Source organism: Bacillus sp. 103mf (genome assembly GCF_900116295.1).
GTDB classification, from domain to species: domain Bacteria; phylum Bacillota; class Bacilli; order Bacillales; family Bacillaceae_G; genus Bacillus_A; species Bacillus_A bruguierae.
This window is the reverse complement of sequence record NZ_FPAF01000001.1, coordinates 166692-188767: the sequence shown is the minus strand read 5'-3', so window position 1 is coordinate 188767 and position 22076 is coordinate 166692. Positions and strand designations below refer to the sequence as shown.

19 protein-coding genes and 1 pseudogene are annotated in these 22076 nt (G+C 36.8%); 16 read left to right on the top strand and 4 right to left on the bottom strand.

The features are described 5' to 3' along the window. Window positions 1–30: 30 nt before the first annotated feature. Entirely contained in the window at window positions 31–330 is a 300-nt protein-coding gene (locus BM350_RS00870) for a hypothetical protein (RefSeq protein ID WP_090913147.1), read from the bottom strand. A gap of 257 nt (window positions 331–587) precedes the next feature. On the opposite strand from BM350_RS00870, the gene BM350_RS00865 reads away from it, so the two are divergent. The 7 genes from BM350_RS00865 to BM350_RS00835 all read left to right on the top strand — a co-directional run bounded on the left by BM350_RS00865 (window position 588) and on the right by BM350_RS00835 (window position 8617). Further along, window positions 588–1280, top strand: coding sequence for an aspartate/glutamate racemase family protein (locus BM350_RS00865; RefSeq protein ID WP_090913149.1), 693 nt, complete (start codon window positions 588–590; stop codon window positions 1278–1280). A gap of 450 nt (window positions 1281–1730) precedes the next feature. Further along, window positions 1731–2171: a hut operon transcriptional regulator HutP gene (hutP, locus tag BM350_RS00860; protein WP_090913151.1), complete on the top strand. Its 441-nt coding sequence runs from the start codon at window positions 1731–1733 to the stop codon at window positions 2169–2171. A gap of 107 nt (window positions 2172–2278) precedes the next feature. Beyond that, complete coding sequence (hutH, locus tag BM350_RS00855) at window positions 2279–3796, top strand: histidine ammonia-lyase (RefSeq protein WP_090913153.1); 1518 nt, start codon at window positions 2279–2281, stop codon at window positions 3794–3796. 16 nt (window positions 3797–3812) lie between these two features. Then, complete coding sequence (hutU, locus tag BM350_RS00850) at window positions 3813–5471, top strand: urocanate hydratase (RefSeq protein ID WP_090913155.1); 1659 nt, start codon at window positions 3813–3815, stop codon at window positions 5469–5471. A 12-nt stretch (window positions 5472–5483) separates the two neighbouring features. After that, window positions 5484–6755: an imidazolonepropionase gene (hutI, locus tag BM350_RS00845; RefSeq protein ID WP_090913157.1), complete on the top strand. Its 1272-nt coding sequence runs from the start codon at window positions 5484–5486 to the stop codon at window positions 6753–6755. Next, the gene (hutG, locus tag BM350_RS00840) at window positions 6734–7705 is read left to right on the top strand and encodes a formimidoylglutamase (RefSeq protein ID WP_090913159.1); all 972 of its coding nucleotides are present in this window, start codon (window positions 6734–6736) and stop codon (window positions 7703–7705) included. Before hutI ends, hutG begins: the two co-directional genes overlap by 22 nt. A 345-nt stretch (window positions 7706–8050) precedes the next feature. Then, window positions 8051–8617, top strand: a complete 567-nt coding sequence (locus BM350_RS00835; protein ID WP_090913161.1) for an undecaprenyl-diphosphatase — start codon at window positions 8051–8053, stop codon at window positions 8615–8617. 127 nt (window positions 8618–8744) lie between these two features. Here BM350_RS00835 and BM350_RS00830 read toward each other — a convergent pair whose 3' ends face one another. After that, window positions 8745–10304, bottom strand: coding sequence for a PAS domain-containing sensor histidine kinase (locus BM350_RS00830; protein WP_090913163.1), 1560 nt, complete (start codon window positions 10302–10304; stop codon window positions 8745–8747). A gap of 585 nt (window positions 10305–10889) precedes the next feature. On the opposite strand from BM350_RS00830, the gene BM350_RS00825 reads away from it, so the two are divergent. Then, window positions 10890–11264, top strand: a complete 375-nt coding sequence (locus BM350_RS00825) for a VOC family protein (RefSeq protein WP_090913165.1) — start codon at window positions 10890–10892, stop codon at window positions 11262–11264. A 34-nt stretch (window positions 11265–11298) separates the two neighbouring features. On the opposite strand, the gene BM350_RS00820 is transcribed toward BM350_RS00825, so the two are convergent. Then, entirely contained in the window at window positions 11299–12108 is an 810-nt protein-coding gene (locus BM350_RS00820; RefSeq protein WP_090913167.1) for a YitT family protein, read from the bottom strand. Window positions 12109–12262: 154 nt separating this feature from the next. Between BM350_RS00820 and BM350_RS00815 the strand changes: the two genes are divergently transcribed. The 3 genes from BM350_RS00815 to BM350_RS00805 are packed head-to-tail and all read left to right on the top strand — an operon-like array spanning window position 12263 to window position 13798. After that, window positions 12263–13066, top strand: a complete 804-nt coding sequence (locus tag BM350_RS00815) for a protein phosphatase 2C domain-containing protein (RefSeq protein ID WP_090913169.1) — start codon at window positions 12263–12265, stop codon at window positions 13064–13066. An 11-nt stretch (window positions 13067–13077) separates the two neighbouring features. Then, window positions 13078–13551 (top strand): peptidoglycan recognition protein family protein, encoded by a 474-nt coding sequence (locus tag BM350_RS00810; RefSeq protein ID WP_090913173.1) that lies wholly within the window; start codon window positions 13078–13080, stop codon window positions 13549–13551. 1 nt (window position 13552) lies between these two features. After that, window positions 13553–13798, top strand: coding sequence for a DUF2164 domain-containing protein (locus tag BM350_RS00805; RefSeq protein ID WP_090913175.1), 246 nt, complete (start codon window positions 13553–13555; stop codon window positions 13796–13798). 537 nt (window positions 13799–14335) lie between these two features. On the opposite strand, the pseudogene BM350_RS00795 reads toward BM350_RS00805, so the two are convergent. Continuing rightward, window positions 14336–15106: pseudogene (locus BM350_RS00795) on the bottom strand (ANT(4')-I family aminoglycoside nucleotidyltransferase). 594 nt (window positions 15107–15700) lie between these two features. Between BM350_RS00795 and BM350_RS00790 the strand changes: the two are divergent. The 5 genes from BM350_RS00790 to BM350_RS00770 all read left to right on the top strand — a co-directional run bounded on the left by BM350_RS00790 (window position 15701) and on the right by BM350_RS00770 (window position 21645). Further along, on the top strand, window positions 15701–16939 hold the full coding sequence (locus tag BM350_RS00790) for an esterase/lipase family protein (RefSeq protein ID WP_090913177.1): 1239 nt from the start codon (window positions 15701–15703) through the stop codon (window positions 16937–16939). A 169-nt stretch (window positions 16940–17108) separates the two neighbouring features. Next, entirely contained in the window at window positions 17109–18122 is a 1014-nt protein-coding gene (locus BM350_RS00785; protein WP_090913179.1) for a S66 family peptidase, read from the top strand. Window positions 18123–18146: 24 nt separating this feature from the next. Next, entirely contained in the window at window positions 18147–18722 is a 576-nt protein-coding gene (locus BM350_RS00780) for a GNAT family N-acetyltransferase (protein ID WP_090913181.1), read from the top strand. Window positions 18723–19031: 309 nt separating this feature from the next. Further along, on the top strand, window positions 19032–19679 hold the full coding sequence (locus BM350_RS00775; protein WP_090913184.1) for a 2OG-Fe(II) oxygenase: 648 nt from the start codon (window positions 19032–19034) through the stop codon (window positions 19677–19679). A 349-nt stretch (window positions 19680–20028) separates the two neighbouring features. Beyond that, entirely contained in the window at window positions 20029–21645 is a 1617-nt protein-coding gene (locus BM350_RS00770; protein ID WP_090913186.1) for a long-chain fatty acid--CoA ligase, read from the top strand. Window positions 21646–22076 lie beyond the last annotated feature (431 nt).

Here is a 22076-nt window from a genome sequence, read left to right as displayed (position 1 = left end):
CGCTTGGTCATTGTGACCAAGCGTGGTGAGTTAAACGAAATATAATTGTTCAACACATAATATGTCATTATCATCTTCTAAATATTCAATGATAAGCGTGCCAACTTTGCGATCTTTGTCATCGTTAGTGAAAATAGAGTAAGAAGTAAAGCGTGCTGCTGATAAGCCGCTAATATGTGTAGGAAGGGCAATATATTCGTTGTCTTGAAAGAAAGTCATTAGTTCCATGTCTTCAAACTGCTTGCGATTTTCAACTGCTGCTCCAGTATAATGCTTTTGTAATTGTTTTAATGTGTAGTTCCATGATTGTACTTTTGTGTCGTATACCATTGTTCAAACTCCTTACTGTATGTAGTAAAAAGAACATATGTTCCTTTTCAGTATACTCCTTTTAAAAGAAAAGGAAAAGCAAAAAATAATGTAAGCTTGGACTTCCAAGCTTACATAGTGGAAAAATACGTTCAATTTAATCTCTGTTTTTTATTATAAGACAGATAGAAAAAGGAAACAAGGTGATAAGTATATTGCTTATAATTTCGAAAATTATATATAATTAACAAGGGAGATTTTTGACAAGGAGGAAAATTATGAAAAATATCGGCCTTATTGGTGGGATGAGTTGGGAATCAACTGTAGAGTATTATCGGGTTATTAACGAAGAAGTAAAAAGAAAATTAGGAGGATTGCATTCAGCGAAATGCCTTTTATATAGCGTTGACTTTGAAGAAATTGAACGTTATCAATCAAAGGGTAACTGGAAACAAGCTGGTGAAGTATTGGGTGAAGCTGCATTTTCATTAGAAAAAGGTGGAGCTGATTTTATTGTCATATGCACAAATACGATGCACAAGGTTGTAGATGACATAAAAGAAAAAATCAATATCCCTATTTTACATATTGCCGATGCTACAGCTAATCAAGTAAAAAAGGAAGGAATTAGCACGGTAGGTTTACTTGGAACAAAATATACGATGGAGCAGGAATTTTATAAATCCAGATTAGAATCAAATGGTATAAACGTGATTGTTCCAAATGAAAATGATAGAGAAATTGTAAATAAAGTGATTTATGAGGAATTATGTTTAGGAAAAGTGTCTCAAAAATCAAGAGATTACTACAAAAAAGTAATTGAGCGTTTAGTTTATAACGGAGCTGAAGGAATTATATTAGGCTGCACAGAAATCGGGTTATTAGTTAAACAAGAGGATTCTAGCGTTCCATTATTTGATACGACTTTCATCCATGCTGTTGAAGCTGTTAATAAATCTTTAGAAGGTTGAGTGCATTCGACTCATATGAAAGGAGGGGAAGGGTTCTCCCTTTGTTTGAACTTCGCCCGTAGCAGAAAAAGGCCCTGACCGCTTCTATGCATGGCCAGATGCTCTCGCCCACCGAAAAAGAATGGTTTTATATTATTTTTTAAATTTTGATTTATATATAAATCAATTTTAATTTTCCGACATATAAGTTGCTGTTATGCAGACTGCAAAACGACCTGTACTCGTTTGCTCCCTTTGTTTTAAAACATTGCATGTGGCAGGAAAGGGCCCTGACCGCTTCTATGCACGGCCAGATGCTCTCGTCCCCCCCTAAAAAGAAAGAGGTTTTTATGTCGTTTTTTAATTTTGATTTATATAAAACATTATAATTAACCATTGACGATTTAAGCGTTTTCATATATTCTTAAATTAAGAAATATTTAAACAATTCAAAAGAAAAGAGAGAGTCACATGCTTCTTCATGGAACACAACGAATTGGTCGCATGGCGATGCTGCTTGCACTTGCGGAGGAACACGAGAGTCCGGTTTTATCTCTTCCTAAGGGCTGGAAATATTGTACGGGCAAAGTCGGTTCAATGAATTCGCAAAAAGTTGTTGCTGCAATGGAAACAGCTGCACGTAGTAACCATGTTATTGAAACAGACGTTTACAGAGAAACACATGCGCTTTATCATGCAATTATGGAAGCGTTGTACGGAGTAACGAGAGGACAAATTCAGTTAGCAGACGTTCTTCGTACAGTAGGGCTTCGATTTGCGATTGTGCGCGGCACGCCATACGACGGTGAGAAAGAAGGCGAATGGATTGCTGTTGCACTATATGGTACGATAGGTGCGCCTGTGAAGGGATCAGAGCATGAGGCGATTGGATTAGGTATTAATCACATATAAAAAACTGCCCATAGTTAATTAGTTAAAAGGGGGCCTTACAACTTTTTAGGACATTAGTCTGTCTTAAAAAGGTAAGGTCCCCTTGTGCTGTTTAAAGGAGGAAAATCATGATTACATTAACTGGACATTCATTAACACTACAAGAAATGAAACGAATACTGTTTGAAGGAGAGCAGGTAACTGCTTGTCCAAATAGTATGCAAAAAGTTACAGAATGCAGGCAAGCAGTAGAACAAATTGTTGAAGAAGGTAAAGTCGTTTATGGCATTACAACAGGTTTTGGAAAATTTAGCGATGTCCTTATTCAAAAAGAAGATGTAAAAGCACTTCAACATAACTTAATTCTATCTCATGCATGTGGTGTTGGTGAACCTTTCTCTGAAGAAGTGTCACGCGCTATGCTTGTGTTGCGTGCGAACACAATGCTGAAGGGAGTTTCTGGTGTTAGACCACTTGTTGTAAATATGCTTCTTGAACTAGTAAATCGTCAAATTCATCCCGTTGTTCCGCAGCAAGGTTCACTTGGAGCGAGCGGAGATTTAGCACCGCTTTCGCATCTTGCGCTTGCTTTATTAGGAGAAGGAGAAGTGTTTTATAAAGGTGAGCGTGTCCATACGATGATTGCTCTAACAAAAGAAGGATTAGAACCAATTACATTAGAAGCAAAAGAAGGTTTGGCGCTTATTAACGGAACACAAGCAATGACTGCACAAGGTATTGTTGCCTATTTAGAAGCAGAGGCAATTGCTTATCAAGCAGAATTAATTGCTTCCATGACAATTGAAGGGTTACAAGGCATTATTGATGCATTTGATGAAGATGTTCATCTTGCGCGTGGATATAAAGAGCAAGTAGAAGTTGCCAATCGTATTCGTAATGTGCTTCATGATAGCAAACTTGTTACAAAGCAGGGAGAACTTCGTGTACAAGATGCGTATTCACTTCGCTGCATCCCGCAAGTGCACGGAGCATCTTGGCAAGTGTTGAATTATGTGAAAGAAAAATTAGAAATTGAAATGAATGCTGCAACAGACAATCCGCTTATTTTTGAGGGCGGTCAAAAAGTAATTTCTGGAGGTAATTTCCACGGACAGCCAATTGCATTTGCGATGGACTTCCTAAAAGTAGGAATGGCAGAGCTTGCGAATATTTCTGAACGTCGCATTGAAAGACTTGTCAATCCACAGTTAAACGATTTACCACCATTTTTAAGTCCAGAACCAGGTCTTCAATCTGGTGCGATGATTATGCAATATGCAGCAGCATCACTTGTTTCGGAAAATAAAACATTAGCTCATCCAGCGAGCGTAGATTCTATTCCATCATCAGCAAATCAAGAAGATCACGTAAGTATGGGAACAATTGCGTCGCGTCATGCACATCAAATTATTCAAAATGTACGCCGAGTATTAGCGATTGAAACGATTTGTGCGATGCAAGCAGCTGAGTATCGCGGTGTTGAACAAATGAGTACGTCAACGAGAGCGTTTTATCATCAAGTTCGCCAAATTGTACCATCTATTACAAACGATCGTATTTTTTCAACAGATATTGAAAGCACGGCTCATTGGTTAAAAACAACAAATTGGACAATGGACCGTTTAAATGTAAATACAACACTATAATAGGGGAGAGATTACAATGGAAAACGTAAAACAAACAATTCGTGCACCAAGAGGTACTGAATTACATGCAAAAGGTTGGGTACAAGAAGCGGCACTTCGTATGCTTATGAATAACCTTGATCCTGAAGTAGCAGAAAAGCCAGAAGAGCTTGTTGTATATGGTGGTATCGGCCGTGCTGCTCGTAATTGGGATAGCTATCATGCAATTGTAGAATCTCTTAAAAATTTAGAAAGCGATGAAACGTTATTAGTTCAATCTGGGAAACCAGTGGCAATTTTCAAATCTCATGAAGATGCACCGCGCGTTCTTCTAGCAAACTCAAACTTAGTGCCAAAATGGGCAAATTGGGAGCATTTCCGTGAGCTTGAGCAAAAAGGTTTAATGATGTACGGACAAATGACAGCTGGTAGCTGGATTTATATTGGTACGCAAGGAATTCTACAAGGAACTTACGAAACATTTGGTGAGGCAGCACGTCAGCATTTTGGCGGTTCATTAAAAGGAACATTAACAATTACTGCTGGTCTTGGTGGAATGGGCGGAGCACAGCCGCTTGCTGTTACAATGAACGGTGGGGTTGTTATTGCAATCGACGTTGATAAGCGCAGCATCGATCGCCGCATTGAAAAAAGGTATTGTGATATGTATACAGAATCTCTTGAAGAAGCATTAACGGTTGCAAAGGAGTATAAAGAAAAGAAAGAGCCAATCTCGATTGGATTATTAGGGAATGCAGCTGAAATTTTACCGCATCTTGTAAAACGCGGCATTACACCAGACTTAGTAACAGACCAAACATCTGCACATGATCCGTTAAATGGTTATGTTCCAGTTGGATATTCATTAGAAGAAGCAGCAGTACTTCGTCAAGAGGATCCAGATCGTTATGTTCAATTATCAAAAGAAAGTATGAAAAAGCATGTAGAAGCAATACTTGATATGCAAAAGAACGGTGCAATTGCATTTGATTATGGAAATAATATTCGCCAAGTTGCATACGATGAAGGCTTAAAAAATGCGTTCGATTTCCCAGGATTCGTTCCAGCATTTATTCGTCCACTATTCTGTGAAGGAAAAGGACCATTCCGCTGGGTAGCACTTTCTGGTGATCCAGAAGATATTTATAAAACAGATGAAGTTATTTTACGTGAATTTGCTGATAATGAGCATTTATGTAATTGGATTCGTATGGCACGTGACCAAGTTGAATTCCAAGGGCTTCCATCACGTATTTGTTGGTTAGGATACGGAGAGCGTGCGAAGTTTGGCCGTATTATTAATGAAATGGTAGCAAATGGTGAATTATCTGCACCAATCGTTATCGGTCGCGATCATTTAGATTGCGGATCTGTTGCTTCACCAAACCGTGAAACAGAAGCAATGAAAGATGGCAGTGATGCAGTAGCTGACTGGCCAATTTTAAATGCGTTAATTAACAGTGTAAACGGCGCAAGCTGGGTGTCTGTTCACCACGGCGGCGGTGTTGGTATGGGATATTCTCTTCATGCGGGAATGGTTATTGTTGCAGATGGAACAGAAGCAGCGGCAAAACGAATTGAGCGCGTTTTAACTTCTGATCCTGGAATGGGTGTTGTTCGACACGTTGATGCTGGATATGATCTTGCGGTGCAAACAGCAAAAGAAAAAGGCGTTAACATTCCGATGATGAAGTAAGGAGGAGAAACTATGTTAGACATTTTACTAACAAATATCGGTCAATTATTAACAATGGATCAAGAAGATGGATTACTGCGGCGGGAAGCGATGAATACGCTTCCTATCATTGAAAACGGTGCGGTAGGTATTGAAAATGGTGTGATCACATTCGTAGGAACAATGGAAGACGCGAAGGAATTAAGTGCGAAAGAAGTTGTAGATTGCGAAGGGAAAATGGTTTCACCGGGTCTTGTTGATCCGCATACACATCTTGTATTTGGCGGTTCTCGCGAAAATGAAATTGCTCTGAAATTACAAGGTGTTCCGTATTTAGAAATTTTAGAACAAGGCGGTGGCATTCTTTCTACTGTAAATGCTACAAAACAAGCGACGAAAGAAGAACTTGTTGAAAAGGCAAAATTCCACTTAGATCGCATGTTATCTTTTGGTGTAACAACAATGGAAGCGAAGAGTGGTTATGGATTGGATGATGTAACAGAGTGGAAACAATTAGAGGCAGCAGCAGAGGTTCAGAAGGAGCATCCAATTGATGTTGTGTCAACATTTTTAGGAGCTCATGCAGTGCCAAAAGAGTATAAGGGAAGATCGAAAGAATTTTTACAGTGGATGCTCGATTTATTACCAGAAATTAAGGAAAAACAATTGGCAGAGTTTGTTGATATTTTCTGTGAAACAGGAGTGTTCTCTGTTGAAGAATCAAAAGAATTTTTACGTAAAGCGAAAGAACTTGGTTTTGATGTAAAGATTCATGCAGACGAAATTGATCCGCTTGGCGGTGCAGAAGCGGCTGCTGAAATTGGTGCAGCATCAGCTGATCATTTAGTCGGGGCATCTGATAAAGGGATTGAAATGTTAGCTAATTCGAATACAGTTGCTGTATTACTTCCAGGGACAACGTTCTATTTAAATAAAGAAAGTTTTGCTAGAGGGCGTAAAATGATTGATGATGGTGTAGCAGTAGCTTTAGCGACTGATTTTAATCCTGGTAGCTGCCCGACCGAAAATATTCAACTGATTATGAGCATTGCAATGCTAAAACTAAAAATGTCACCAGAAGAAGTGTGGAACGCTGTAACAGTAAACTCAGCGTATGCGATTAATCGCGGTGATGTTGCTGGGAAAATCCGTATTGGGCGTAAGGCAGATATCGTATTGTGGGATGCATACAATTATGCCTATGTACCGTACCATTACGGTGTTAGCCATGTAAATACAGTATGGAAACAAGGGAATATTGCATATACACGAGGTGAAAAAGCGTGGAGCAAGACCACTATTTAAAGAAAAATGCAAAGTTTATGGATCGTGAAGTAACGAAATGGAGCGATATCATTAAGAGCTGGGATGAGAGTGAAGAAATCTTCGGCGGGGCATTAATTGGTGCTCCGCTTTCAAAACCATCAATTAGTCACTCAGGTGCATGCTTTGCACCAAAAACAATTCGGGCAATGCTAGATGCGTATAGTACGTATGCAATTACAGAAGAGCATGATATGAAAAAAAGTGTCCTATATGATTGCGGTGATATTACAATGCACGTTACGGATATAAAAGAAAGTCATGTTCGCATTGCGAAAACGCTAGAAAGTCTTACAAAATCAAACCCACAGATGGTACCGATTGTTCTTGGCGGAGATCACTCGATTAGTTTTCCAAGTATAAGTGGGTTTGCAAGCAGTAAAGGAAAAGTTGGGATTATTCAATTTGATGCTCATCATGATTTACGTAACTTAGAAGATGGCGGGCCGTCAAACGGGACACCGTTTCGTAGTTTACTAGAGAATGATGTCATTACAGGAAAGCAATTAGTACAAATAGGAATTCGAAACTTTTCTAATGCTCATACGTATCATGAATATGCAAAAGAGCATGGAGTAACGGTATATACGATGCAACATGTGAGAGAGCGTCATATAAAAGATATCATTACAGAAAGTATTGAATTATTGCGTCGTCAAGGGGTAACATCTATTTATGTTTCTGTTGATATGGACGTATTAGATCAAGCATTTGCGCCGGGCTGTCCAGCAATCGGCCCAGGTGGTATGGATAGCACGACATTACTGGATGCAATGACAGTGCTTGGGCAAGAACCACTTGTAACAGGTATGGATATTGTGGAAATCGACCCAACTCTTGATTTCCGTGATATGACAAGCCGCGTTGCAGCACAGGTCATTATGAGTTTTTTACTGTCACGTGAAACGGTACGTAAGCAAGTAAATATATGAGAAAAAAGAGCCAATTCGAAATTTCGTTTTAACGGAATAACGAGTTAGCTCTTTTTCGTTCTATATACAAGTTAAAAAAACCTTTCTTTTTAGGGAGGAGACCAGAGTATATGGCCGTGCATAGGAGCGGTCAGGGCCTTTTTCTGCCACATGCGAGGTTTAAAACAAAGGGAGCAAACAAATACAGATCATGTTGTATTCTGCATAGCGGCGATTTATATGTTGAAAAATTAAAATGAATTTATATAGTTACGCCATTTTTTTCTTTGGAGCCTAACACATAGTTCTTTTTTATATGGAAATAATAAGAATTATATTTGAAGTGAAATTGAAGGAGATACTCTTATGGACTACAAAATATTTAGAGCTATTAACCGATTGGTTGGCCGTTATCCATCTGTAGATGCCATTATGATAATGATTTCTCGAAAAGCGCGTTATGTATATGTTCTTTTATTAATCTTAATGTGGTTTCGTAGTGGTTTTTATAAAAAAATTACGATACAGGCCACAATTTCTGCATGTATAACGTTACTTATTCATTTTTTTATAAAACAATTTTATTTTAGACCTCGCCCTTTTGTAAATCATAATGTGCATATATTACCTCCAATTCCATCAGGAATGAATTCTTCATTTCCAAGCAAACATACGATGCTCTCGTTTGCCGTGGCAACTTCTATTTTGTTTTATAATCGTTTGTTAGGATGGTTTATGTGGTTATTAGCGTTTTTAACAGGATTCTCCCGCATTTGGAGCGGGCAGCATTATCCATCTGATATTATAGGAAGCGCATTAATTGGAAGTATAACTAGTATTGTGGTGTACGTTATTCGCTGGTTATGGAATTGTTTTGTTTCATGTGTTATGCATAGCTACAACCGAGTTTGTGCTTTTGTAAGAATGCGTTAGCCATGAGTAGAATATGAAATATGTATCATCTTATTAGAGCAAATTCCAATTATAGAAAGTTAGTGGAGGGTTGTTTATAAAAAAGAAGAGCAAACAGGAAAGTGAATTTTCTGTTTGCCTTTCTTTTTTATGTCGTTTTTCGGAATATAGGTAACCGAATATCTACAGTTGTCCCTTTATTTACTTCACTTGTAATTTGTAATTTCCCATTATGCTCTTCAATGATTTTATAGCACATCATTAAACCTAATCCAGTTCCTTTTTCCTTCAAACTATAGAAAGGTTCACCTAAGCGTGAAATGCGATCTTGTGAAATTCCACAACCTTCATCTGTAATGCTAATTACTATAGAATGATTTTCTATAGTAATTGTTTGAATAGAAATAGTCCCTCCGTGAGGCATTGCTTCCATTGCGTTTTTTAATATGTTAATAAATACTTGCTTGAGCTGATTTCCATCACATTGAATTGCTGGTAAAGAAGACGTGTGATTCATGGTAATATGTGTATTATGCATCATTGCTGTTGGTGAAATAAATGTTACCACTTCCTCGATTAATGTTTGAATTTGATAAGGTTGTATGGATATAGCTTGTGGTTTAGACATTGCCATAAATTGATTTGTAATAGATTCCATTTGAGCAATTTCGCTTAGCATAATATCAACATACCATTTGTTGTTTTCGTTTATATCAGGTTCTAGCAATTTTAAAAAACCTTTTAAAGAGGTTAAGGGGTTTCGTATTTCATGGGCAATACCAGCAGTTAGCTGTCCAACAACTGCGAGCTTTTCGGATTTTTTTAATAATTCTTCGGTTTTCTTTAAATTTGTAATATCTTGTCCCATAATGACAATCCCTTTTCGCGATCCATCAGGATGAAAAAGAGGAACTTTTATAATGTTAAGAATGATAGGAGTGGAGTCAGCATGAATAATAATTTCTTCACGACACATGCTCTCTTGTTTCTGCCATGCATATTGATCGGATTTTTCACAGTATAAGAAAGAGTTACGATAGGATTCATTATATTGGATGAGCTCACTATCTTTTTTACCACGATACGGTACATTTTCAAATTTTAAACTAGAAATTGCATAATCGTTAGCCTCAAGCCATCTTCCTTCTTCATCTTTCAAAAGAATAAATGCTGGCATTGCATTTATAAGAGTCCGTAAGCGTTTTTCACTTTCTTTTAATGCAAGTTCCATTTTCTTTTTTTCTGTAATATCTCTTAAGCTACTTACAAACGCTACTACTTCTCCATATGTGTTTACAATAGGGGAGATAAAATTAGTGACGTGTATTAAATTCCCATTTTTTTGTTGTCTAATTGTTTCTTTCGACGTAAACAGTTTATTATGTGCTAGATCTTGATATAGTTTGTTGTATTTATCTTTTGAGAAATCCGGAATAGTAGGTATGATTTCTCCAAGTATTTCTTGTTCAGTCCAGCCGAAAAGAATTTCAAAAGCTTTGTTTACTTTCATCACACGAAGCTCTAAATCAAGAACAACAATAGCATCTATTGTGTCTTTAAGAAGTGAATCTAATTGTTGTTTTGTTAATATAAAATTTTCTTTACTCTGTTTTGTGTTTCTTGTTTCTTTCATTCTATTTTTTGTAATAGTAGCGCGTCTTTTTAGATATATGCTTTTTTTAACAGACGTAAATCTTTTCCTTTGCATCAATGATTCCTCCGCATATATATAATAATTTTAAATAAATGACTATACTATATAAATTCATTTTAATTTTCCTGCATATAAGTGGCTGCAAGGCAGAGCAAGACATGACCTGCACGTGCTTTCTCCTTTTGTTTTAAGCTTTGCATGTAGCAGGAAAGGATACTGATCGTTTCTATGCGCAGCCAGATTCCCTCGTTCTCTCTACTTATATATATTAATTTTTCGACATATAAATCGGTGCTATGCAAAATCCAACATGACCGCTTCTAGACATGGCCAGATGCTCTCGCCCGCCTAAAAAGAAAGAGGATTTTATGTCAATTTTTTAATTTGTATTTATATAACTTGTGTTTATATTTTATTTTAGAGATATAACGCTGCTAATGTTATATCCTTTAAGAGTATAGACGTGATAAGGATAAATAGTCAATTTCTCATTTAATATTTTTGAATTGTAAGTTTTATTTCGCGATTGAAAAAATGAGAGGTTCTTTCGTTTTGCTTATACATCTTCATAATAAGTATGAAAGTTATTGTTAAAACAATCTTTGGTATAATAAGGATAGTAAAGGGGAGGAGATTGTTATGACGTTTAAGATTCAAGGGATTGATCATGTACAATTAGCAGCACCAGAGGGGTGTGAAGAAAAAGCGCGTGCGTTTTATGGAAATATACTCGGATTAGAAGAAATTCCAAAGCCTGCAGAACTAAGGAAGCGGGGAGGTTGTTGGTTTCTCTGTGGGAGTCAAGAATTACACATTGGAGTAGAGCAGAAATTTTCTCCTGCAAAAAAAGCTCATCCGGCGTTTTATGTTCAACATATTGAATATTTTCAAGAAAAATTAACACAAAAAGGAGTCGCTGTTATAGTCGATACAGCACGTCCTGATGTTACAAGGTTTTATGTATTAGATCCATTTGGGAATCGAATTGAATTTATGGAACGGAAAAATAGATAAAAAAACGAGGTGGATACAGTGCCACCTCGTTTTTTTATCCTCTTCTAAATAATCCCAATACTTCCACAGTTTCTGTAATATTCACGAATGCTTGCGGATCAATTTCAGAAATCATAGTTTTCATTCCTGCTAGTTCTTCCCTAGAAATAACAGTCATTAGTACACGTTTCTTCTCATTTGAGTATGCGCCTTCTCCATCGAGTAATGTAATGCCCCGTACAAGACTTGAAAGGAGCTTTTCTTTCATTTCTTCTGCTTGACTTGTTACAATCATTAGAGTTACTTTTCGATGTTTTGTGTGGATTGCATCAATTACTTTCCCTGTAACGAAAATAGATAATAAGCTGTTTAAGGCAGTATCCCAATCGAAGAAAAATCCAGAAATAACGATTACAATAGCATTAAGTGCGATTAAGAATCCGCCAAGTTGAATATCTTTTTTACGTGAAAGTAACATACCAATAACATCAAAACCACCTGTTGAACCGTAGCAGTTGAAAACAAGGCCAATACCTGCCCCGGCAATTACACCACCAAATAAAGAAGAAAGTAGTGCATCTGTTGCCACTGCATGTACAGGAATCACATATAATGCCGCTGAAAGTGTAATAACGGATATGATTGTATAACCAATAAATCGTTTTCCAAGTCCAATATACCCTAAAATAAGAATAGGTAAGTTTAGTAAAAAGTTTACTAATCCGGTATTAAAGGGAGTTAAGATTCCAATGATCATTGCGATTCCACTAATCCCACTGCTTAAAATCTTGTGGGGAATAAGGAAAAGATTAAAAGATAGTGCCACAACTAAAGATCCTAAAATCACTCCAAGTAATCGATACATACCTTTCCCGTCCTTCACTAAAGATGCTATATATACAAACTGACAATAATTCAAAATTATATATGAGATTGTAAGATTTGAGGGAAAACAGTTTATTTCGGGAAATTAGATTAGTTCGAAAATTGGAAGCGATTTATTCTAGGGGGAGAGGGATATGAAGGTCCAGCTTTTTCAACAAACAAGTCCATTAAAACAAGAATGCGAAGATGCACTAATTTGTAATGAAGCTTTAAAATTATATGGTGTTTGCGATGGGGCAACGCCGCTTATTGAGTTTCAAGATGAGAATGGGCATAACGGAGCATACTTAGCCTCTCATTTGTTTCGACAACACTTTGAATCGATTTCGAATGTATATTCATTACAAACTGAAGTTGCTATAGCAAATCAGTTACTGCAAGAAAAAATGCAATTATATCATATTGATATGGCAAAAAAGGATCAACTTTGGTGTACTTGCATTGCTGCTATTCATATCACAGATAAAACAATAGAATATGCGCAGCTTGGAGATTGTATGATTGTTGCTAAATTTGTTGACGGGTCAGTTAAAGTGCTTACGGAAGATACAGTGAAAGGCATTAGTAAACGGGCAAAGCAACAACGCGAGGAAGATCGTAAAAAGGGGCTTTCTGTTCCAAATGAAGCAATATTTACTGATAAAAAAGAGCAATTACGATACAATCGTTACATGGCAAATACTCTAAACGGATATTCTGTTGCAAATGGGATGAATGAAGCAATTTCTCTTATTCAGCAAGGAGAACTGTTACGACAAGAAATTGCAAATCTATTTATTTGTTCAGATGGTTTGTTTCATCTCGAGTGGCCGCTAGAAATAAGTGCACAATTTGTGTGGGAACATGGTATTAAGAAATACTTAAAAATAATAGAAGAATTAGAAGCGAAACAGCTTATCCATCCAGATGATAAAACCGCAATTATCATTCATTTATAAAGGGTGAGACTATGCACATTCAGAAAGCGCATTTATCTTTTCGTGATCCGTTGCAGCCATTACAAGCTGTTACACATATTATTATTCATCACACAGCGGAAGATGGCTGGGACGTATATAAGACACATGAATTTCATCAAAATAATCGAGGATGGAGCGGGATAGGATATAATTATTTTATTGAGGAAGATGGCACCATTTACGAAGGAAGAGGACTGCATATAGGAGCTCATGCGAAAGGTTATAATACGAGTAGTATTGGGATTTGTATATCTGGTAATTTTGATGTATATGATCCAATAACAGTACAAATGATTTCTTTGCATTGGCTATGTAAACAGTTCATGTATCAATTTTCTTTAGATAGTGAGCAAGTTCTCGGTCATCGTGAATTAGATGGGGTAACAAAAACGTGTCCAGGAACGCGTTTTTCAATGGGAAAACTACGCCATATTCTATCAAATAACGAAAAAGGAGCTGTATAATATGACTTTTATGAAATTACCAAATGAGAAAAAAGAAACACTTGTAGAACATATTCAAGAATTTTTTAAAGAAGAAGAGCTAGGGGAGATCGGCCGTTTTCAAGCGGAGCGCTTAATTGAAGAAATGATAAAAGAACTAGGACCACATATATATAATCAAGCAATAGGCGATGCTAGAAAACTTGTCGCAGATAAACTTGCAAATTTAGAAGAAGACTTATATGTGCTAGAAAAACCAATCAAATAGTACAAATAGGAGAGCAGTACTTTGTAATATTAAAGACAAGTGATAAACACTCCTCGCTCCATTTGATTCACGAGGAGCGTTTATCACTTAGGTTTTGTTTATTGACTATATATCCATTTTCATTTTTCGACATCTTTGTCTAGCTCTGCCTCCTAAGCCCTCATGTCTAAGAACCTTCCACACGAGAAGGAAAAAACACCTTCTGTGTGAAAGAACCTTAGCCAACGGGCCTAAACAGTCGGTGGTTTCGCGTCTTCCGCCGAGGTAAAAAGCGCCTCTATGTCAGAAGCTCCATCCCCCTCTTGTTCTGAGCGAGCCGCTTCCGCTTTTCTTTATAAGTCGCTGCTATGCAGAATACAGGATGACCGCTACTTGCTTTCTCCTTTTGTTTTAAACCTTGCATGTGGTAGAAAAAGGCCTTGATCGTTTCTATGCATAGCCAGATGCTCTCGCTCACCTAAAAAGAAAGAGTGTTTTTAGGTCGATTTTTTAATTTGTGTTTATATAGAGTGCTTTTGTTGGAAAATTAATGAATTATCAAATAAAAGGTATATCATTTGAACATTTTATCACATAACCATTTTTAGCTGACCAACTTAATAAACCCTTCCAAAAGTTTTCACAGACATTCATAATTTGTTTAGGTTCGGAAAGATATCCTGACATCACCATTTCACAAAGTGCATCAAATCCTTCTGGCTTATCTGTAAAAGCTCTAGCCTCAGGTAATACTTGAGCTGATGTCGTAAAATATCGTTTGTTGTGTAATCCTAAAATCATCGCACCTGCAGTTGCTATTTTTATAGCTAAAGTAGGTAAGAACGTTTCAGGTCCTTGAATTTTTATATTTCTTAATTTCCCAATGTATTCGTACATTTCTTCAACTAGTGTTTTACAAATCGCTTTTTAAAAAATTGTGTGATCTACAGAACGTGCTTTTTGTCTTAACTCTTTGAAAAATTCTTCAGGATCATATATTGGTAGTATCGTGAAGAATTGTCCATGAGTAAGTGGCCAATCTTCTTCTATTGTAGTGGCTTCTTCTACAATATCTTCTTCACTATCAAAGTTTACTTCTGCCTTCCAATCACCTGCTGTCCATTCATAGCTATAGCTATCTTCTAAAGAATTTAAAATACATTTCATTTCGATATCTGAAAATGGACCATCTGCTTTTCTGGCTAAAGAACCGTATATACCAATAGCTTTAACCTCTGAACCATATTTTTCTAATATTTGATTTGCTATCGTATAAGCGATTTTTATTCTTTCTTCTCTTGTAACCTTTCCTGGACCCATCATATACATTTCTCCTTTTTTATAAAAATATTGAGTGAGATAATATATAGATGATCAAGGAGGACCACGGGCTTAACGGGGAACTTTATCTGGTTTCATTTAAATACACTACCTTTCTAAATCATATAAAGTGAAACTTCCATCAGTAGGGGGTTCGCCATCCTCCACTGATGGTTAATTGAACTAATCGGGCTTTACGAGCAGTTGTCCCTCACCTATCTTCTTTAGAAAAGCGGAAGCGGCTCGCCCAGAAGCGCAGGACGCCCGCGCCCCTGACAAAGAAGCGCTTTTTGCCTCGTCGGAGGGGGCGAAACGACCGGAGATTCTAGCCGCTAGAGCTGGACAACGCTTCTCCCTAAATCTTAAGGGGGGTCTTACTGCCTGTTAATGAGGGATAAAAAGTCACGTACATATAAATTAGAAAATGAAATAAAATCCATTTTATGAAGTTTATTGTAAATGGAATGAGATATTTAGTCAAAGAACAATATAAAAACCCTCTTTTTGTTAACACATATGACAGCAATTGTTGAGAAAAATTTTCATGCCTTTAAAAATAACAGAAAATTCAGTAAAATTTAATTAAAACAAAGGAGGTTTTTTATGAGGAGATATGTAAATGCAATGCTTTCTATGTTACTTATTATTGGTTTACTTTGGTCGCCGCTTGAATTAAAAGCAGAGGAACAAAATCAAAAAGAACCGATTATTCTTATTCATGGTTTAGGTGGTTGGGGCCGTGATGAATTATTTGGCTTTAAGTATTGGGGTGGTTTCAAAGACATCGAGACAAATTTGAATCGACAAGGGTATAAAACATATACAGCTTCTATTGGACCACTCTCAAGCAACTGGGATCGTGCAACAGAGCTATATTCTTATTTAAAAGGTGGAACAGTTGATTACGGAGAAGCTCATGCGAGAGCGCATGGACATGCCCGTTATGGAAAAACATATTCGGGGGCATATAGCCAATGGGATAATCAACATAAAGTTCATTTCGTTGGACATAGCATGGGTGGTCAGACAGCAAGAGTATTATTACAACTATTAAAAGAGGGAAGTTTAGAAGAACGAGAGTATTATAAACAGCATCCTGAGGCAGGAATATCGCCTTTATTTGAAGGGAATAAAGATTGGGTACGTAGTGTAACAAGTATCGGTACGCCGCATAACGGTTCTACGTTTGCTGATGAAGAAACGATGTCTTCGTTTATAAAAGAATTTGTATTAAAGATTGCTAGTTTATCAGGCAGTAATCCAGAAACATTTGGCTATGACTTTAAATTGGAACAATGGGGATTAAAGCGAAAACAAGGAGAGAGCTTTTTACAATATGCAGATCGAATGCTTAATAGTTCCGTTTGGAAAAGTAAAGATGTCAGTGCTTACGATTTAACGACAGCGGGCTCTAAAGAGCTTAATCAATGGGTAAAAACATACGATGATGTATATTACTTTTCTTATACAGGAGATGCGACGTATCGATCACTACTGACAGGGCATTCTGTACCTTTGTTGACGATGAATCCACTTATGTATTTGTCGGGCTTACATATTGGCAAGTTTACACGAGGATATGCAGAGCCGTTTATTAATGGAAATTGGTGGCCAAATGATGGCCTTGTTAGTGTTGTTTCGTCACAATATCCGATAGGGCAGCGAAATCAGCTGTATGCAGGAAATGCTCAAAAAGGTGTCTGGAATTATACGGCGACAAAATATAATTGGGATCATCTCGATTTTATTGGAATTGATCTTGCAGATACGTTAGGGATTAGTGATATATATTCGTTTTATAATGAAGTTGCTGGCAATATTTATCGTTTACCCTTGAATTAAAAGAAGGAAATAGAAATCCCCTTCATATATTATGAAGGGGATAAAATATTATAGCATCTTTGTCCAAATCGCCTTTGTATAAGCAGTTTTGATTGCTTGAAATGAAGGGTTTCAATAGTAGTTTAACGAATATAAATCTAAATATATAGAAAAGAATGGGGAAATACATATGATACAATATCCGTTTTTGCAAAAAGGAGCAACAATTGGGGTAACGGCACCTTCTTCTGGTGTAAATGCTGCCTTACATAATATGTTCAAACAATCTTGTGAAAGTATGGAAAGAAAAGGTTATACAGTCGTCTGCGGAGAAACAGTTTGGACGCAAGAGAAAGTTAGGTCTGCTAGTGCGAACAAAAGAGCAAATGAATTTATGGAAATGATGCAAGATGAGAACATTGATATCATCATTCCTCCTTGGGGTGGTCAGCTATTAATTGAAATACTAGAAGATATTGATTTTGAAAAGATAAATAAGAAATGGGTATTGGGATACTCGGATATGAGTGTTTTATTATTAGCGATTACGTTAAAAACAGGAATAGCGACTGCTCACGGAACAAATTTCGTAGATGTAAGAGGCGAATATTCCGATCATACAACAGCAATGTGGCAAAGTGTATTATCAACGGAAGTAGGGGATTCAATCACTCAGTATTCTTCAGAGAAATATCAAGCGAAATGGCAACATAATAATCCATCGCCATGTGTGTTTCACTTAACAGAAGATACAAATTGGAAAACAATTTCGAATGGGAATGTGAATATTACAGGTCGATTGCTTGGCGGATGTATTGATGTGATTAGACACCTCATTGGCACGCCATTTGGTAACGTGCAAGAGTTTAGGAAGAAACATTGTAATAACGATCCGTTCATTTGGTATTTTGAAAATTGTGAGTTAACGACTACTGATTTACGACGTTCATTGGTTCAAATGAAACTGGCTGGTTGGTTTGAAAATTGTTCAGGTATTTTATTTGGCCGCAGTGCTGCAAATCATCCAGTGAATGAATATACCGCTGAAGATGTATATGTAGAATTAGCTAATGAGTTACAAATTCCAATTATTTATGATGTAGACTGTGGTCATACGCCTCCGCAAATTACATTTATAAATGGGGCACTTGCAGAGGTTGAAGTGGAGGATGGTAAAGGAGTAATTACACAGCATTTCAAGTAGAAATGTAGAAAGGAAATGACATGAATGGAATATGAAAAGATTGCCGAAAAATATCCAACACTCATTACAGAACGATTATGTTTACGGCCGTTAACAATAGAAGATGCTGATGATGTATTTGAATATGCTTCAAATTCAGAAATTGCAACATATACAGTATGGTATCCCCATGAGACACTACAAGATTCAAAAATGTTTGTTCAGTCAATCTTAGATCAATACGAAAAAGGAGAAATGGCGGCTTACGGAATAGAACTGAAAAAGGAAAAAAAGATGATTGGGACGTGTGGTTTTATCGAGTATGACAAGAATCATCATAAGGCAGAGCTGGCTTATGCATTATCGCCAAACAATTGGGGACAAGGCATTGCGACAGAAGCAGCAAAGGCATGTATCCGTTATGGATTTGAAATCTTACAGCTAAATCGTATTGAAGCAAGATGTCATGCTAGTAATGTACAATCCGAACGAGTGATGAAACGTTTAGGAATGCAATATGAGGGAACGTTACGAAAAGATATGTTTATGAAGGGAGCATATCGAGATACGAAAATATATTCGATTTTGCGAGAGGAATATGATTTACAAAAGGGAGAGTAATAGAGTGAATTATTCTTCTTTTCTTCTACTCTCTTAATCATCTAGAGGTATGCCCATTTTGACTCCAAATTCTTCGAGAGTGCGGTTTTTACCAGTGTAGGTCTACTGGTTTAGAACCCTACTCTTCTTAACACAACATGAGATAGAGAGAAAAATTATGAACCTCGATTCCAAAGTGAGTCGAGGTTTTTTATGACAATGGTTAAAATACAACGGAATAGTCCTTGTTTTAATTTTTTAAAAAACTGAATAGAAAGAAAAATGTGATATATTTATACTATCCAATCATTTTTAAGGGAGATGGGGAACATGACAACGGAAAATCAAACAATTGAAAATAAGGAACTCACGATTTTTAACCACATTGGAAACACAATTGTAACAGAAGATAGAGAAATCCAAATTATTTCAAGATTAGAAGAGCCTCTTATTGTCGTGTTAGCAAATGTATTAAGTGATGAAGAGTGTGAAATGTTAATGCAAATGTCCAAAAATAAAATGAAACGTTCTAAAATTGGTGTTTCGCGCAAAATAAATGACATTCGGACGAGTAGTGGTACGTTTTTAGAAGAAAGTGAGGTCACTACTAGAATCGAAAGACGAATTGCTTCGATCATGAATGTTCCTATTGAACATGGAGAAGGGTTACAGATTTTAAAGTATACAGTTGGCCAAGAATATAAAGCGCATTATGATTTTTTCGCAGAAAACAGTGCGGCAGCAAATAACAATCGTATGAGCACTCTTGTCATGTACTTAAATCATGTAGAAGAAGGCGGAGAGACTTTCTTTCCCAAACTCAACCTCTCTGTATCTCCGAAAAAAGGAATGGCGGTATATTTCGAATATTTTTATCAGGATGCATCATTAAACAAACTCACTTTACATGGCGGTGCACCTGTTATCAAAGGTGAAAAATGGGTTGCGACGCAATGGATGAGAAGAAGACCTTTGTAGTCAACTACCCACCACTTAAACGCTAACACGTTTTGAAGTGGGGGCTTAAAAAAAGCTCTGGTTGTCTAGCCTCAGTCTTTCGTGGACTCCGTTCGTAGTTGCATACCCAAGAATGATTCCCTAGTTCTTGGCTCTATGGTGGCTCTCTTTTAGTCAATATCAACATGAATGTTTGGCAGTGCTTTATTTAAAAAGAAAAATTTAAAATATATCAATATTTATCTAAATTTTCTAAAAATATTGACAAAATAACTTTCAATTTTTATACTTATGACAGCATAATGAACTGTTAATAAGTCCTTTTGTAATATCTAAAAATGAAAGCGTTTTTATAAGGGGGAGAAGAAATATGATGATGGATGTGCCATTAACAATTAGTTCGATGATCGAAAGAGCAGAGAAGTTATTCCCGAAGAAAGAAATTATTTCTCGTACACATAGCACAATTACACGGTTAACGTATAAGGAGTTAGGTGAGCGAACGAGACGTTTGTCTAGCGCGCTGCAAAAATTAGGTGTGAAGCAAGGAGAACGTGTTGGCACATTAGCATGGAATCACCATCGTCATGTAGAAGCATATTTTGCGATTCCTAGTATTGGTGTTGTCCTGCATACGATTAACATTCGTTTATCTCCGCAGCATATTTCTTATATTATTAACCATGCAGAAGACCGCATTTTACTCATTGATGAAGATATGGTACCGGTTGTTGAGAAAATGCAAGAGGAATTATCAACTGTACAAGCTTATATCATCATGACCGATAAAAAAGAGCTTCCTGAAACTTCGCTTCAATCTGTATACCACTACGAACAACTTCTTGAAGAAGGGAATCCTAATTTTTCATTTTTAAAAGATATTGATGAAAATATGCCGGCTGGTATGTGCTATACATCAGCTACAACAGGCAATCCCAAAGGCGTCGTATATACACATCGCAGTACTGTTTTGCATAGTATGACGCTTGGGCTTGCAGATACAGCGGCACTTTCTGAAAGTGATGCTGCTATGCCGGTTGTTCCTATGTTTCATGTAAACGCTTGGGGATTACCGTTTGCAGCAACATGGTTTGGATCAAAGCAAGTTCTTCCTGGACCGATGTTTACACCGAAAATTTTATTAGAAATGATGCAGGAAGAAAAAGTAACATTGGCAGCCGGTGTGCCAACAATTTGGCTTGGTGTGCTGCAAGAATTAGAAAAGAATCGTTATGATCTATCAAATATGAAACGAATTTTATGCGGCGGTGCAGCTGCGCCGAAAAGTGTGATTGCAGCTTTCGAACAAAAATACAATGTCCCATTTGTGCATGCATATGGAATGACAGAAACAAGTCCGCTTGTCACGCTTGCGCGTTTGAAAAGTTATGAACGTGAACTACCATATGAAGAACAACTTACGATACGTGCGAAGCAAGGTTATTTAGTACCTGGTGTTGAAATGAAAGTTGTTGGAGAAAACGGAGATGTAGCATGGGACGGACAAGAAATGGGCGAGCTATGCTTACGTGCTCCTTGGATTGCGGCAAGTTATTATAAAGACGAGCGAACAGCAGAGGGATTTCGAGATGGATGGTTATATACAGGAGATGTCGTTACGGTTGATGAAGAAGGGTGTATTAAGATTGTCGATCGAACGAAAGATGTAATTAAAAGCGGGGGAGAATGGATTTCATCTGTTGATTTAGAAAATGCTTTAATGGCACATGAAGCAATATTTGAAGCGGCTGTTGTTGCAGTGCCGCATAAACAGTGGCAAGAGCGTCCTGTTGCATGTGTTGTTGTAAAACAAGGTCAATCTGTTACAAAAGAAGAACTATATGATTTTTTAAAACCACAATTTGCAAAATGGTGGCTACCAGATGAGATTGTCTTTCTGAAAGAAATTCCGAAAACTTCAGTTGGGAAATTTCTGAAGCAAGCACTTCGAAAAGAATTGGAGCAAGTCTATAATGAACTAATTTAGTATAAAAAAGTGTAAAATTATATAAAGGTGTTGGCATATCAATGCTCAACACCTTTTAAATTTATTTAATAGTATACGGTAATTTAAAATGGAGTTCTTCCGTTAGTCGTTAAAGTAAGTTTTATAATTTCATTTTAATCAAACATTATTCTGAAGTTGCAAATAAAGGATTGTTTCATCATTATTTCTAAAATTGTTCTTGTGTACAAGAGGAAGGTATTTTCTCGGGCTAGCAGGCGCAGAAATATCTTTCTCTTTTTACTTTTACTTTTTACGTTTAGATTCATCAATAAGATATATGAATTATTTTTCATTGTTACTTCTCGGCATAAATTATCTCACCTTTTGATCTACTTGTAGATTACGCAACACCGACTAATGTATCATTTAAGTAAAGTTCAATAATTAAAAAAGTTTAATTATTCTTGGAT